The sequence below is a fragment of the Pseudomonadota bacterium genome (assembly GCA_030860485.1).
Classification (GTDB): domain Bacteria; phylum Pseudomonadota; class Gammaproteobacteria; order JACCXJ01; family JACCXJ01; genus JACCXJ01.
This window is the reverse complement of sequence record JALZID010000058.1, coordinates 1-14,847: the sequence shown is the minus strand read 5'-3', so window position 1 is coordinate 14,847 and position 14,847 is coordinate 1. Positions and strand designations below refer to the sequence as shown.

The following is a 14,847-nucleotide window of genomic DNA, read 5'->3' as shown; positions in this document are numbered from 1 at the left end:
ACGAGCGGCTATAGGTGGGGCTCGTACTTGAACGAGAGCTGCACCCGCGCGCGATAGGCCACGACCTTACCGTCCTCGACCTTCATGTCGAGCTTCGTGATCTCGGCCACGCGCAGGTCCCGCAGGCTGCGCGCCGCGGCCTCCACGGCATGACGGGCGGCTTCTTCCCACGACACGGGGCTGGTACCGATGATCTCGGTAACCCGGTAAATGCTGTCGGGCATGACGATCCTCCTTCGCGATGTTTTGGTGAGATGTCGTTGCCGGCGGCCCTGCCATTCCCTGCCGGTCAAGTCCCTGCCGCTCAAGCCCTCGTACTATCTCAACTATAGCCCACGGACTCAACTATAGCCTGCGGATTGGCCTGCGCCAGGCATCGGGGCTCGACCCGGCGCCGGCCGGAGCCCCGCTGCACGCGATTTGACAAACCGAACCGTGCGCGGGTAGCCTCATGGGCGATGCGAGCCATCGCCCCCCTCCTTCCAGCCCGCACCGCCCACTACCGAACCGTCGCGATCATCGGCGTCTCGACTGCGCCGGCCGCTCGATCCCCGCGATATCCGTGTCGCGCTTGATCACTTTCGCTACGGTTGCCATGGTCCTGGCATTCCCGGGGACAGCCGCTGCGGGGGAACCCAGCGATCCCGAGGCGGTGCTGCGCGCCCTGGTCAAAGCCAACGAGGACAAAGACCTCGAAGCGATGGCGCGCTGGATGGACGCGGGCGACGACGCCGTTGGTTACACCATCCACGGCCGGAAGTACATCGGCTGGACGTTGTTGGCTCGCGACATGGAAGCGGAGTTCGAAGCCGTCACCCGCCTCGAGGTCCCGATCAAAGACCTCCAGGTCTGGACCCGGGGCGATGTCGCGTGGTTCGCGATGGAGCTCGACTACATCCGCTATGTGGCCAGCGGCGGGGGGGAGACCCGCACGGTGATGCCGCTGCGCGAGACCGGGGTGCTGGAGCGCCGCCACGGGCGCTGGATCCTGGTGTCATGGCACGAGTCGTTTCGCGACGGCGCCGCGGGTCTCATGTCCGTTTCCGAGACCGCGCCTCAGGAGCCCGCCGCCACCGCGCCCGATCTGAGCGGACAGTGGGCGGTCCAGGAAGAAGACAAAGCCTATACCGCGACCCTGGACGCCTCCGGCAACGGCACCTACACCCACCAGGGGGGGCGCCTCATGACCACGAAGTGCGCCGGCCGCAAGTGGCAGGGGACCTGGCAACAAGGCGGCAACGACCGGGAAGGCGGATTCGATCTGCTCATCTCGGAGGATGGGCAGGAGGCGCGCGGGGTATGGTGGTATACCCGCGTTGGCGAACATCACAACATCCCGCCGCGGCAGTGGGGCGGTACCTATCATTGGAAACGCGTGCCTAGAACTCAACCGGGCTCCTGAACCCGAGGACCGGGGTCGGCAACGGCCCCACCGACGCGTCGTGGAGGTCGCCCAGTAGGCCTGTGACTGATAAAGACTTTCCGAGTTCGACCAGGGGAGGAGACATGAAGCGTACCTTGATTACGATGCTGCTCGGGATCATGGGGCCGGCATGCGCCGGGGCTGAGAGCCGGCACGAAGGCCATGAGCCGGCCATTCCGACACTGAATGCACAGCCCAAGACCGAGGTCACCTATGAGGGAAACAAGGTCTTCGTGACCTTCGGTCCGGTGGATGCTCCCGCGCCCCATGCCGGCGACCTCGCGGCCAGCCTGCCGCATCATTTCTTCAAACTACCCAAGGACATGTACATGGTGGGCTACAAGTCCGAGGTGTATACCAAGGACGGAAAACCGCTGCCGCGCCAGTATCTGCACCACATCCTCATGATCAACAACGACAAGCAGAGCGTGTCCTGTCCCGGCGAGCCATTGTTCTTCGCGGGCGCCGGTCTGGAGATGACCGAGACGCGGTTCCCCGAGGGCTACGGGGTCAAGCTCGAGAAGGGCAAGGCCCTCATGGCGGTGCTGGCGCTCTACCACGGCGTGCCGCCGACCAAGGAGGTGATGGCGCGCTTCACCATGGAAATGGCGCCCGAGGGCGCCAAGGTCGCGGAGATGGATGTCTATCAGGTCGGCGTCAACGTCGTCTGTTACAGCAAGTTCAAGGACCGCCTACCCGGGGAGACCGACGAGGGGATCGCAATCGAGCGCGGCCTGAACGTCTCCAAGGCCCCGCTCAAATTCAACCAAGACGGGTGTGTGAAGTTTGCCTACCCCCACGGTCATGACCAGCTCCTGATGATCGCCCTGGAGGACAAGACCGAAAACAGGACCCTGCTGCGCACGGTCCCCGATGTCGAAGCCGACGGCACCTTCGTCGAATTCGAACCGCACCAGGTCTACAAAAACGCCCAGGGGTTCACTGTCAGCAGCCGGCACGACTATGAGATCTCGATGGTCTACCATCGCCCGCTCGACAACCCCAATCTCAACCACGGCATGGGGAACTACCTGTTGTACATGACCCCCGGGGCATGCCCGACGAGCACCGCGGCAGGCTGATCCGCCGATCGCCAATACTCCCTGGGACTGCGCGGGACGCGAGGGCATGATCATGCGCCGCGCCGATCGGGCGCGTTTACCATCGGCGTCCCGGCAGCCGTATCCCCTTGAGGAAAATTCACCTTGTCGTAGATGTCGCGCAGCGCCAACCGGCAACCGATGGAGGTCAAGTCGATGGTGTCGTTCCAGTCGTCGGCCTCCGACAGGACCCATTGCCGGTCCTGCCGAACGTAGTGCTCGACCCGCAGCTTGTCCTCTGCGATCAGGACGTAGTCGGTCAGAGTGGGGAGGCGCCGGTAGTGAGCAAACTTCTCGCCGCGGTCATAGGCCTCGGTAGACACCGAGAGCACCTCGATAATCACCGCAGGGTTGAGGAGGGTTTCCATGACGCTGTCGTCAAAGATCGCCTCGCACAGAGCGCCACCACATCCGGGTAGGCGTGCAAACCCGTTGCAGCGACCTTGACCCGCAGGTCACTAACATAGGCCGTACACGGCCTAACGCGGACAGCAATGTTGAACGTGATCTGGTTGTCCAAGGACCGGGTACCGCTGGCCTTCTGGGAAGTGCGGCGTTCCAGCCCGGCGCCACTGACAGGAATAGGGCAGGGACAGGCGCTCCGGGTGGCGCTCCACGGCCCGATTGATCCCTCTTCTGGTTCAAATTGGTAAGGCGGGCAGCGCTAAATGCCGAAACTTTCCAAGAAGGCAGTAGATCGCATCGGCGCCGGTATCAAGCGCTTCCAGCCCATTCTCGCGTCGGCGAAGGCCCGCGACGTGAACGAATCAGACACCGTGATCATCGTCACGGACCTCCTCCAGGAGGTATTTGGTTACGATAAATTCACGGAGATTACGTCGGAGCACATGATCCGCGGAACCTTCTGTAACCTGGCTATCAAGCTTGACGGTACGTTGGCCGTTCTAATCGAGGTGAAGGCCATCGGTTTGGATTTGAAAGAGCAATACGTTAAGGCAGTGGACTATGCGGCCAACCAAGGTTGCGAATGGGTAACGCTTACCAACGGAATCGTCTGGAAGGTTTACAAAGTCTGCTTCTCCGAGCCGATTGAACAGGAGTTCGTCGTTGAATTGGATCTGCTGGCGATGAATCCTCGCAGCTCCAACCACATCGATCTCGTTGGTCTCCTCGCTAAGGAGGGCTGGGAAAACGCGCACCTTGGCGAATATCACACTCAACGACGGGCCTTGAGCCTCACGCTCGGAGCCTTAATCCTCAGCGACCCGGTTCTGGAACTCCTCCGGAGAGAGGTACGCCGGTTATCGCCTGACGTCCGAATCGAGTGTGACGAGGTCAGAAGTGTTCTAGAGTCGGAGGTCTTAAAGCGAGAGGTTCTTGAGGGCGAAAGGGCCGGTTCTGCCCAGGTTGGCTCGGGCTGCCGGGCGGATGCTTCGAACTCAGAACAGGAGACGCCTAATGAAGCTGCTGCCGCGCCGGCAGAGGACCCTCCTGGTTAAATCCCGATAGGCGGCGTTGTCTGCCGCTCGAATGGTGTGCTTGCGACCGCCCAAGAGCCGGCACCGGTACCATACAACATCTCGCATGGGAATGTCGCCGGTCGACGAGTACGCGCAGATCCTCGCCGCGCTTCAGTACGGGTTTCCAGGCCGAGGTCTACGTCCACCTCCGGACAGCTTTCAGCGACACATCCCCATCCGCCCCGTCCGACGAAGCATTGCCGATTACCAACGGGCGTTGAATCTCCTATCCTCCCCCGCCGAGCCCGCCCCAGAGCCCCCGGATCGCCGCGATGCCCTGGGCGCCGGAGTGCCATGCGAGGGGGAGATGGGCGGGTCCGAGCCCGCCCAGGGCATAGGCCGGCAGGGGGGCGCGCCGCACGAGGTTTGTGAAGCCCGTCCAGCCGAGGGTAGAGGCGTCGGGGTGGGCGGGGGTGGACAGGACCGGGCCGAGGACGATGAAGTCGAGGGCGAGGCGCGCGGCCTGTTCGATCTCTGCGGCGTCGTGGCAAGAGGCGGCGATGAGCCAGTCGCGTCCCAGCGGGCGCCTCTTGAGCGCGCGGAGGTCCGTGCTCGTCAGGTGCAGCCCGTGCGCCTCAGCGGAGAGCGCCTCGCCGAGGGCGCTGTTCAAGAGCAGCCGGGCGCCGTATCGCTCACAGAGGGCTCGGACCTCTCGAACCAAGACTCGGTACCGCGGCAATGGGATCTCCCGGCAGCGCAGCTGGAAGAGGCGCAGGCCGCCCCCGAGGCGCGCATCGAGCGTCGCGAGAAAGGCGTCGAGATCGGGGCCGGGCTCCGGGCTGATGAGGTACATCGCCGGCAGGCGTGCGGCGGTGAGGATGGCCTTGTCCGCCGGCAGAAAACGCCGTTCGTCGAGCGCCTCCGGCCGCGCCCACGCGACCCGCTGGCCCTCCCGTCCATGAACCTCGCCTCCCCAGCGGCTCACGCGCCAGCAATCGAGAAGCACGCTTCGGTCGGCGTAGCGGTGTCGGACCCGGATGAGCGGTCGGGCGATGGTGATCTCGATGCCGAGCTCTTCGCGAAGCTCGCGCCGCAAGGCCGCGCGCCCGTCTTCGCCCGGCTCGACCTTACCGCCCGGGAACTCCCAGAGCCCCCCCTGGTGTCGCCCCTTCGGCCGCTGGGCGATCAGCACCTCGTCGCGGTCGTTGCAGAGGACGCCGACGGCGATATGAAGAACGCCATCGGGCGGCTTGCCGCTCCCGAGGGTCGTCTCGGGATCAGCTGCGGTACTCGGCGTTGATGCGGACGTAGTCGTAGGAGAGATCGCAGGTCCAGACCGTGGCGGCGTGGCGGCCGCTGCCGACATCGATGGCGATGACGATCTCGGGGACCGCCATCGCCGCCCGCGCGTCTTCCTCGGTCAGCCCCGCGGCCCGTGCGCCGTCTCGGAACACGCACAGGCCGTTGAGGCGGATGGTGAGCCGCTCGGCGTCGATGTCGGGGGACACGGCCCGCCCCACGGCGGCGAGGATCCGGCCCCAGTTCGGGTCCGAGGCGAAGAGCGCCGTCTTGACCAAGGGCGAGTTGGCGACGGCGCGTGCGATCTCGAGCGCCGCGCCTTCGCCTGGGCACCCCGTGACGTTGATGGTCACGAACTTGGTCGCCCCCTCGCCGTCCCGGACGATGGCGTGAGCCAAGGTCCGACACACATCTGTGACGGCCGACAGGAATGCCTGATACGCCTCGCCCACCGGCTCCGTGATCGGTTGCGCCGGGGCGCGAGCGGTCGCCACCAGGACGCAGGCATCGTTGGTCGAGGTGTCGCCATCGACCGTGATGCGGTTGAAGCTCTGCGCGACCGCATGCTCGAGGCAGGCATCGAGGAGCGGACGAGACACCGCCGCGTCGGTGGCGACGAACGCCAGCAGGGTCGCCATATCGGGCGCGATCATGCCGGCGCCCTTGGCGATCCCGGTGACCGTGACCGGTGTGCCGCCGATCGATACCGTGACGGCGCTCGTCTTGGGCACCGTGTCGGTGGTCATGATGGCACGGGCCGCGCCCGCCCAGCCGTCATCGGCCAGGGCCTCCAAGGCACGGGGAAGCGCCTCGGTGATGCGCGCGACGGGCAGGGGCTCGCCGATGACCCCGGTCGAAAACGGCAGGACCGCCTCGGTGGCGCAGCCGCCGCACACGGCGAGCGCCCGGCAGGTGGCGAGCGCATCGCGCATGCCCGGAGGGCCGGTCCCGGCGTTGGCGTTCCCGGAGTTGACGAGCAGGAAGCGCGGGGGGGTGAGTGCGAGATGCTCGCGGGCCAAGGTAACGGGGGCGGCGGGGAGCCGGTTCCGGGTAAACACCGCCGCGCAGGTGGAACGGTCGGCGATAGCCATGACCGCGAGGTCGTCGCGGTCCAGCCGGCGCACCCCCGCACAGACGCTACCCCAGCGGATGCCGGAGACGGCGAAAGGCGCCGTCACGCCCTGCATGCGCGTTACGCGAGCCGTCCGTGGCACTGTTTGTATTTCTTTCCCGAGCCGCAGGGGCAGGGGGAGTTGCGGCCGATCTTGTCTCCGCGCACATAGGGGGTAGGCCGGGCCTCTGGCGCCTCCCGAGACCCGGCCTCGGTATCGAGCGGGCTCTGGGCCGCGTCATGGCTGTATTCGACTGGGGCGGTCTGGCGGCGTTTCCGCTCGACCGCCTCCACGTCCGATTCGGCCCGCACCTGGACCCGCGACAAGACGCCGATCACCTCCCGCTTGATGCCATCCAGCATCTGGTGAAACATCTCGAATGCCTCGCGCTTGTATTCCTGCTTGGGGTTTTTCTGCGCATAGCCGCGCAGGTGGATCCCCTGGCGGAGATGATCCATGGCCGCGAGGTGCTCCTTCCAGTGGGCGTCCAGGGTCTGGAGCAGGATGGCCTTCTCGAAGTGGCGCATGACCTCGGCCCCGGCGACGTTCTCTTTGGCGGTATAGGTCGTCTCGATCTCAGCGAGGATCTTCGGCCGCAAGGCGTCCTCATCGATACCCTCGTCCTGTTTGAGCCACTCGGCTACGGGCAGCTTCTGCGCGAGATCGCGCTCGATGCCGTCTTCGAGGCCCGCGATGTCCCACAGCTCGTCGATGCTCCCCGGTGGGATATGGGTATCGATGACCCCGCTCACCACGTCGCGCCGGATCGCCTGGATGTTGTCGGAGACATCGGAGGAATCCATGATCTCGTTGCGCAGCTCATAGACCTCCTTGCGCTGATCGTTGGCGACATCGTCGTATTCCAGGAGCTGTTTGCGGATATCGAAGTTGCGCGCCTCGACCTTGCGTTGCGCGTTCTCGATCGCCTTCGTCACCCACGGGTGCTCAATCGCTTCGCCCTCTTCGAGGCCGAGCTTCTGCATGAGGCTCGACACGCGCTCGGAGGCGAAGATGCGCATGAGGTTGTCCTGCAGCGAAAGGTAGAAGCGGCTCGACCCCGGGTCGCCCTGGCGGCCCGAACGGCCACGGAGCTGGTTATCGATGCGCCGCGACTCATGGCGCTCGGTCCCGATGATGTGCAGGCCCCCGGCACTCACCACCTGCTCGTGGCGTTTCTGCCAGTCGGCCTTGAGGCGCGCGACGCTCACCTCGTCGGCGGACTGGAGCGCCTTCAATTCCTCGCCGAGCCCGCCACCCAACACGATGTCCGTGCCGCGCCCGGCCATGTTGGTGGCGATGGTGATGGCCGCGGGGCGCCCGGCCTGGGCGATGATATGGGCTTCCTTCTCGTGAAACTTGGCGTTCAGGACCTGGTGCGCGAGCCCGGCTTTCTCGAGGAGGTCCGAGACGTACTCCGAGGTCTCGATCGAGGCGGTCCCGACCAAGACCGGCTGGCCGCGCGTATGGCAGTCCTTGATGTCGTCCAGGAGGGCCTGGAATTTCTCCGGCTGGGTGAGATAGACGACATCGCCAAAGTCCTCGCGGATCATCGGCATGTGGGTCGGGATCACGACCACCTCGAGCCCGTAGATCTGCTGAAACTCGTAGGCCTCGGTATCGGCGGTGCCGGTCATGCCCGAGAGCTTGCGATAGATCCGGAAATAGTTCTGGAAGGTGATCGACGCGAGCGTCTGGTTCTCCTGCTGGATGGCCACGCCCTCCTTGGCCTCGACGGCCTGATGGAGGCCCTCGGACCAGCGCCGGCCGGGCATGGTGCGGCCGGTGAATTCATCGACGATGACGACCTCGCCGTTGCGGACGATGTAGTCTACGTCGCGCTTGTACAGGGTGTGTGCCCGCAGGGCCGAGTGTACATGGTGCATGAGGCCGATGTGGCCCGCGCTGTAGAGGCTCTCGCCTTCCGCGATGAGCCCTTCCTGGACCATAAGCTCCTCGATGCGCGCGTGGCCTTGCTCGGTCAGGTATACCTGGCGCGCCTTTTCATCGAGCGTATAATCGCCGGGGCCCTCTTCTTCCTGCTGTAGGTCGAGTCCCGGGATCAACCGGTTGACCTGGACATACAGGTCCGAATGGTCGTCCGTGGCTCCCGAGATGATGAGGGGCGTACGCGCCTCGTCGATCAGGATCGAATCGACCTCATCGACGATCGCGAAGTGGAGGCCGCGCTGTACCCGATCGCGGCTCTGGAACGCCATGTTGTCGCGCAGGTAGTCGAAGCCGAGCTCGTTGTTGGTCCCGTAGGTGATATCCGCGGCGTAGGCCGCCTGCCGTTCCGCCTGGTTGAGCCCGGGCACGATCACGCCGGTGCTCATGCCGAGGCGCTCGTAGATCCGGCCCATCCACTGCGCGTCGCGGCGCGCCAGGTAATCGTTGACCGTGACGATGTGGACCCCGAGTCCGGTCAAGGCATTCAGATAGGCGGCGAGCGTGGCGACCAAGGTCTTACCCTCGCCGGTCCGCATCTCCGCGATCTTGCCCGAGTGCAACACCATCCCGCCGATGAGTTGCACGTCGAAATGACGCATATCGAGGGCGCGCTTGCCGACCTCGCGCACCACGGCGAAGGCCTCGGGCAGGAGCTCGTCGAGCGTCTCGCCACCGGCATAACGATCGCGAAACTCTCCGGTCTTGGCCGCGATCCGTTCGTCCGAAAGCTCCGCACACTGGGGCTCGTGGGCATTGATCTGCTCGACGGTCTTGGCCATGCGCTTGAGCAACCGATCGTTGCGGCTGCCGAAGACGCGGCGCAGGAGTCCGGCGACGTTGACAGAAGGCATGCGGGACGAAGAAGGGACGAAGCGGACGGCGCGCGCAGTATACTACGGTTTCAATGGCGCGATTCGCTCATGAGCGAGGGGCACCGGAGCGCGGCGGCCCGCTCGGGATCGGCCCAGTCGCGATCGGTGAGATCGTGAAGGCCGCGGCCGGAGACGCGGGGGTGTTTCCGGAGCTCCTGCTCCTAAGACGGCTCGACGCGTTGATCCAGGCCGCCATGCCGGATGATTTGCGCGCCCATTGGCGGATCGGTCGGCTCACGGCCGGCACGCTCACCCTATTTGCCGACTCCCCGGTATGGGCCGCGCGCCTGCGCTACGTCGCCCCGGTATTGATCGAGCGTCTGGCCGGACGGCCGGGGGCGGCCGCGGTACGGGCGATACGGGTCAGGGTCCTGATGCCCGGCGCCCTTTACATCGTAACGGGCGCCCCATCCGTCAGGCGCGCGGGGACCGCCCTCTCCCGACCGGTGTCCGACTATTTGCGCCAAGCGGCAGACAGCTGCGGGGATGCGCGCTTGAGGACGGTGCTATTGAATCTGTCGAGGCATGGGTCGGGTTAGACCAGGACCTCAGTGCGCCGGCAGGGGGCGCAGGAAGGTCAGCGGCAGCTCGACCTCGTCGCGATAATCCACCAGTTCCCAGGCGCTCTTGTCCGCCAGGAGCCGCCGCAGCAGGCGGTTGTTCAAGGCGTGCCCGGACTTGTGGCCGCGAAACGCCCCGATTAGGCTGTGGCCCAGGAGATATAGATCGCCGATGGCGTCCAGGATCTTGTGCCGGACGAACTCGTCCTCGTAGCGGAGCCCGTCTTCGTTGAGCACCCGATAATCGTCGATGACCACGGCGTTCTGCAGGCTGCCGCCGAGCGCCAGGTCCTTCTCCCTCAGCATCTCGACCTCCTTGAGAAAGCCGAAGGTGCGTGCCCGGCTGACCTCTTTCACGAAAGAAGTCGTGGAGAAATCCACTTCGGCGAACTTGATGGTCTCGTCGAACAGGGGGTGGTCGAAATCGATCGAGAACGACACCTTGAAGCCGTCGAAAGGCTCGAGTCTGGCCCATTTGTCGCCGTCCTCGACGGCCATCGGTCGCTTGATGCGCATGAATTGCTTGGGGGCCGACTGTTCTTCGATGCCGGCCGACTGGATAAGGAACACGAACGGACCGGCGCTGCCGTCCATGATCGGCACCTCGGGGGCGCTGACATCGACATAGGCATTGTCGATCCCGAGACCCGCGAAGGCCGACAGCAGGTGCTCGACGGTCGCGATGCGCGCCTCACCCCTGGCGAGGCTGGTCGAAAGCCGCGTGTCGCCTACGTTCTCGGCGCGCGCCGGGATCTCGACCGCGGGCGTCACATCGACGCGACGGAACACGATGCCACTGTGGGCCGGCGCCGGACGCAAGGTGACCAGCACCTTCTTCCCCGAGTGCAGCCCTACCCCCGTGGCCTTGATGCAGTTCTTGAGCGTGCGTTGTTTGATCATGCCCCCCCTCCAGAGTTGCGGTAGCACAACAGACTTTAACCGATCAGGCATCATAATACAACAGCTTTATCGGCACCGGAAGCCTCGGGGTTGCGTCGAATGCAAGGGGCTCGACGGCCCCCGCTCGAGCCGCCCACGCGAGCACCCCGCCCCGGCTCGCGTATCACCGCCCGGTAAACACCGGCAGACGCGCCGCACCGGGGCCGACCAATGGGCAAACCCATGCCAGACCCGCTGCGCGGGTCCCGCGGCTCGCCGGCACGGGGCCTCACACCGGATCGAGATAGGGCTGCCACGGCGGCCCTCAGGACCCCCAGACAAAAAAACCCCACCGCGAGGGTGGGGCGAAGGTCTGGGGGAAGCGGTTTGGCGCTCGTCGGGGGAGGGGACTACCAGTAGGCCTGGGCGCGGAGCAGGAAGGCATCGGGCTCTGCACCGTCGAAATCGCCACCCTCGAGGTCCAGGACCCTCACGTAGTTGGCCATGAACCTGAAGTTGGGGGTCGGGTACCAGTTGATTCCTACGGTAACGTTATCCTCCTCGCCACCGTCCACGTCCTCGTCGCTCAGGTCCAGGCTGCTGTAGCGCGCCAGCAGCTCCCAGGCCCCGATGCCCCCCTTGCCGACTATGCCCTTCGAAGATCCCCGCCGAGGCCGTCCAGACATTGTGGCCAAAGGTGTTTATTCCCACCCCGAGTCGGCGTCCGCCGCCGGCCCCGGCGATATTCGTTGAACGTCCGGGACGGCAAGGCCCGCTCGATGAAGCTGATGTCGTTGGAGCTCGTGATGCTCTCGAGCCCGAGGTACTCTTTGAATTGGCCCACGGTGATAGAAAGGGGCCAACCCGCCGTGTATAGATAGCGGAGATAGGCATCCCGTATACCTTCATCGAACGTCAGCGACCCCCGCAAAGTCGTATTCGAGCTTGAGCTGCCAACTGCGATACAAGGTGGCCTCGAGCGCCAAGCGGGCGCGCCGGAAGTCGGCACCGCTGGCGAGGGTCGTGGTGTCGCCGGTCCCGGTATCGTTGTTGTAGAAAGCCGCATCCGTGTGGAGGCGCCCCCCCAATCCTCCACTTGAAGGCGCCATCCGGTGTTGAGATCTCGAGTTTTTCCTTGGTCTCGACCTTGGGCAGGGTCTCGGCAGCTTGATCTCGGACTGACCGGCCGTGTTTCTGTTCGTCATCGGCCTGGGCCGCACCCTTGAGCTGTTCATAGACCTCCGGGGTGATCGTCCCCTGGTCTTTCAGTACCTTGAGCAACTCGATCATGGCGTCGTTGGCGGCCCGGGCGCCCGGCGTGCAGAGCGCCTCGGCAACGGCGAGCGCCGTGCCTAGTTGCGTGATGCGTCTGTAATTCACAATGACCCCTCCCAAATGGATTGCGTGATGCGCCCCGGCCCATGAGAGTTCCCCGGGCCGGGTGCGTTATTTCCTCCGGCGAGGCCCCTTGCGAACTCCTCCTGGGACGCGAGCACGGCAGCGGGTTCATAAGCCGGGTGGATGACCGGCTGGGCCCGGCGTTTCCCGTTGTAGGAAACCTACACTTGCGGTTCCTGTGCGTGGTGCTCGCCACCTCCTGCTTGCTAGGCGTAGCGGGGAAACGACGGGAAGGCTATAACCGCATCATTGCCACTCGGTGACGGTCTCGTTACAGTTCCATGAATTCGGCGCCGGCCAGCGTGCCGGAAGCGCTTGCATGCGCGGATCCGTCACACCGCTGTCACACGACTGACCTCTAATGGCTGGCCTGACCCGCTCCTGAGAGGGTGCTCATGACCGAAAGGATCCTCATCGTCGACGACGAGCCGGGGCTCAGGCAGATGCTGGGCTTCGCCTTGACGGGGGCCGGCTTCGCGTGCTCGGAGGTGGCGGATGCCGAGAAGGCCGAGCTGGCCATCGCCAGGGAGACACCGGACCTCGTGCTGCTCGATTGGATGCTCCCCGGTGTCAGCGGCGTGGATCTGGCGCGCCGGCTCAAGCGCGATCCGCGCACGCGCATCCTGCCCATCATCATGCTCACGGCCCGCGGGGAGGAGGGAGACAAGGTCCGGGCCCTGGAGATCGGCGCCGACGACTACGTCACCAAGCCGTTCTCGACCCGCGAGCTGGTGGCGCGCATCAAGGCCGTCCTGCGGCGCAGCGCGCAGGAGCAAGTGGAGGGCGAGGCCGTCGAGATCAACGGCCTGCGCATCGATACCAAGACCCACCGGGTCCTGGCACGTGGCGTCCCGCTGCCGTTGAGCCCCACGGAGTTTCGCCTCCTGCATTTCTTCATCGCGCACCCGGAGCGCGTGTACACCCGCAGCCAACTCCTCGATCAGGTGTGGGGCAGCAACGTGTATATTGAGGAGCGCACCGTGGACGTGCACATCCGGCGGCTGCGGAAGGTCCTGGCGCCCCACCGATATGACCAGATGATCCAGACCGTGCGCAGCGTCGGTTATCGCTTCTCCAATCAGTAAAGGACCTCGCGCTCTTGAGGCGCCGGTGATGCGTCGAGACATCTGGCGGTTCCTCGGGCTGTCGTCGGCCGCCGTACTCGCGGGGGCCGCCGTGGGTCATGTGTTCCTCGGGCTATGGCTGGGCGCGCTCCTCTACTGCTACTGGCAATGGCGCAACCTCGTCCGACTCTCGCTCTGGATCCGGCACCGCAGGCGGGTCGAGGCGCCGGACTCGCCCGGGGTCTTCGAAGAGGTGTGCCGCAGCATCGACTGGCTGCGTAACCGCGAGAAGCGGCGCAAGAAGCAGCTCGCCACCTACCTCAAGCGGTTCCGGCAGGCCACCGCCGCGCTGCGCGACGCCGCGCTGGTGCTCGGTCCCGATGACGAGATCCAGTGGGCCAACGATGCCGCCGCGGAGCACCTCGGCGTGCGCTGGCCCCAGGACGCGCGCCAGCGGATCACCAACCTGGTCCGCGAGCCGGCCCTCTACGAGCTCTTCAAGCTCATCAAGGAGCGCCGCGAGCTGCGCAGCCTGGAACTGCCCTCGCCGGTGAACCCCGAGGGCTTTCTCAGCATCGACGTGATGCCCTTCGGAGAGGCCCAGACCCTCATGATGGCCCGCGACGTCACCCGACTCTATCGCGCTAACCAGATCCGCCGCGACTTCGTCGCCAATGTCTCGCACGAGCTGCGGACCCCGGTGACGGTGATCCGCGGTTATCTCGAGGCCCTGGCAGGGGACCACGCCCGCTGCCCGGAGCCCTGGAGCCCGGTGATCGCCCAACTCGAGTCCCAGACCCAGCGCATGCAGCGCATCATCGAAGACCTGCTGTACCTGTCGAGGCTCGAGCAGGACGACGGGGTCGCGCGGCCCGAACCGGTGTGCGTCGCGGAGCTCCTGTCCGAGATCTACCAGGAGGCCCAGACGGTGGAAGGCGGCGTGCGTCACCTCTACGCCCTGGAGATCGATACGACGCTCCGTATTCTGGGGGCCCAGAGCGAGCTTTACAGCGCGTTCTCGAACCTCGTGGTGAATGCCGTGCGCTATACCGGCGAGGGAGGCGTGATCCGCATCCGCTGGTACCGGGATGCCGAGGGCGCCCACCTGGCCATCTCCGACACCGGGATCGGCATCCCGGCCCACCACATCCCGAGGCTCAGCGAGCGTTTCTATCGCGTGGACCAGGGCCGCTCGCGCGACAGCGGCGGCACCGGGCTCGGGCTCGCCATCGTCAAGCATGTGCTCAAGCGCCACCGTGCGCAGCTCTACATCGACAGCACGCTCGGCAAAGGCAGCCTGTTCCGCTGCGACTTTCCCCCGGAGATGATCGTCACAGAGGAGCGCGCGGCCGATCTCAGCCACAGCGCCTAGCCCGCATTTCTCACCACCGCGCTGTCGAAGGCACCGAGGCCGAGGCGGGACGGTTTCACGAGGCTACCGCTTTGACACACCGGACCCGCGTCCCCGCAAAGGACTGTCGCGAAACCGGATTGAATGTCCTATCCTTATCCTTAAGTGACCGCACCAGTGTACTAGCGGAATGCCTCGGGGCTCATATGGAAACCGTCATGTGGCGGTATCCGCCCGCAGGCACTCATGTCCCTATAGCCCCGTGGGACGGTCCCAGGCGCTGCCGCATCCCGGCTACATCCGCACGTCGCATCGATCCGCGTTAGACCTGGTTCGTGATCAGCTCGACGATGCGCTCGGAGGCGCGCCCGTCCCACAAGGGTGGGACCTTTCCGGTCTTACAGTGCCCGTTCAGCGCCTC

At 65.4% G+C, this 14,847-nt stretch carries 15 protein-coding genes; 7 read left to right on the top strand and 8 right to left on the bottom strand.

The annotated features are described in order from the left end of the window. Positions 1-8: 8 nt before the first annotated feature. Positions 9-224 (bottom strand): dodecin family protein, encoded by a 216-nt coding sequence (locus M3461_03195; protein MDQ3773436.1) that lies wholly within the window; start codon positions 222-224, stop codon positions 9-11. A gap of 371 nt (positions 225-595) precedes the next feature. Between M3461_03195 and M3461_03190 the strand changes: the two genes are divergently transcribed. Beyond that, positions 596-1,402, top strand: coding sequence for a nuclear transport factor 2 family protein (locus tag M3461_03190; protein ID MDQ3773435.1), 807 nt, complete (start codon positions 596-598; stop codon positions 1,400-1,402). A 104-nt stretch (positions 1,403-1,506) separates the two neighbouring features. Beyond that, a complete protein-coding gene (locus M3461_03185; GenBank protein MDQ3773434.1) occupies positions 1,507-2,505 on the top strand; it encodes a hypothetical protein in 999 nt (332 codons plus the stop codon). 50 nt (positions 2,506-2,555) lie between these two features. On the opposite strand, the gene M3461_03180 is transcribed toward M3461_03185, so the two are convergent. Beyond that, a complete protein-coding gene (locus M3461_03180; GenBank protein ID MDQ3773433.1) occupies positions 2,556-2,891 on the bottom strand; it encodes a Uma2 family endonuclease in 336 nt (111 codons plus the stop codon). 300 nt (positions 2,892-3,191) lie between these two features. On the opposite strand from M3461_03180, the gene M3461_03175 reads away from it, so the two are divergent. Further along, the gene (locus tag M3461_03175) at positions 3,192-3,983 is read left to right on the top strand and encodes a restriction endonuclease subunit R (protein ID MDQ3773432.1); all 792 of its coding nucleotides are present in this window, start codon (positions 3,192-3,194) and stop codon (positions 3,981-3,983) included. A gap of 247 nt (positions 3,984-4,230) precedes the next feature. Here M3461_03175 and M3461_03170 read toward each other — a convergent pair whose 3' ends face one another. The 3 genes from M3461_03170 to secA are packed head-to-tail and all read right to left on the bottom strand — an operon-like array spanning position 4,231 to position 9,153. Further along, on the bottom strand, positions 4,231-5,172 hold the full coding sequence (locus M3461_03170; protein ID MDQ3773431.1) for a Nudix family hydrolase: 942 nt from the start codon (positions 5,170-5,172) through the stop codon (positions 4,231-4,233). A 49-nt stretch (positions 5,173-5,221) separates the two neighbouring features. Beyond that, complete coding sequence (argJ, locus tag M3461_03165) at positions 5,222-6,430, bottom strand: bifunctional glutamate N-acetyltransferase/amino-acid acetyltransferase ArgJ (GenBank protein MDQ3773430.1); 1,209 nt, start codon at positions 6,428-6,430, stop codon at positions 5,222-5,224. Positions 6,431-6,435: 5 nt separating this feature from the next. After that, positions 6,436-9,153, bottom strand: a complete 2,718-nt coding sequence (secA, locus tag M3461_03160) for a preprotein translocase subunit SecA (protein MDQ3773429.1) — start codon at positions 9,151-9,153, stop codon at positions 6,436-6,438. A 53-nt stretch (positions 9,154-9,206) separates the two neighbouring features. On the opposite strand from secA, the gene M3461_03155 reads away from it, so the two are divergent. Next, on the top strand, positions 9,207-9,713 hold the full coding sequence (locus M3461_03155) for a DUF721 domain-containing protein (GenBank protein MDQ3773428.1): 507 nt from the start codon (positions 9,207-9,209) through the stop codon (positions 9,711-9,713). Between the two features lie 9 nt (positions 9,714-9,722). On the opposite strand, the gene lpxC is transcribed toward M3461_03155, so the two are convergent. The 3 genes from lpxC to M3461_03140 form a co-directional block, all read right to left on the bottom strand. Next, complete coding sequence (lpxC, locus tag M3461_03150; GenBank protein MDQ3773427.1) at positions 9,723-10,634, bottom strand: UDP-3-O-acyl-N-acetylglucosamine deacetylase; 912 nt, start codon at positions 10,632-10,634, stop codon at positions 9,723-9,725. A gap of 389 nt (positions 10,635-11,023) precedes the next feature. Beyond that, positions 11,024-11,299, bottom strand: a complete 276-nt coding sequence (locus tag M3461_03145) for an OprO/OprP family phosphate-selective porin (protein ID MDQ3773426.1) — start codon at positions 11,297-11,299, stop codon at positions 11,024-11,026. A gap of 219 nt (positions 11,300-11,518) precedes the next feature. Then, positions 11,519-11,722, bottom strand: a complete 204-nt coding sequence (locus M3461_03140; GenBank protein MDQ3773425.1) for an OprO/OprP family phosphate-selective porin — start codon at positions 11,720-11,722, stop codon at positions 11,519-11,521. 79 nt (positions 11,723-11,801) lie between these two features. Here M3461_03140 and M3461_03135 point away from each other — a divergent pair, with 79 nt between their 5' ends. The 3 genes from M3461_03135 to phoR all read left to right on the top strand — a co-directional run bounded on the left by M3461_03135 (position 11,802) and on the right by phoR (position 14,447). Then, entirely contained in the window at positions 11,802-11,969 is a 168-nt protein-coding gene (locus tag M3461_03135) for a hypothetical protein (GenBank protein MDQ3773424.1), read from the top strand. Between the two features lie 437 nt (positions 11,970-12,406). Further along, the gene (gene phoB / locus M3461_03130) at positions 12,407-13,096 is read left to right on the top strand and encodes a phosphate regulon transcriptional regulator PhoB (GenBank protein ID MDQ3773423.1); all 690 of its coding nucleotides are present in this window, start codon (positions 12,407-12,409) and stop codon (positions 13,094-13,096) included. Positions 13,097-13,124: 28 nt separating this feature from the next. Further along, on the top strand, positions 13,125-14,447 hold the full coding sequence (phoR, locus tag M3461_03125; protein MDQ3773422.1) for a phosphate regulon sensor histidine kinase PhoR: 1,323 nt from the start codon (positions 13,125-13,127) through the stop codon (positions 14,445-14,447). The last annotated feature ends 400 nt before the right edge of the window (positions 14,448-14,847 follow it).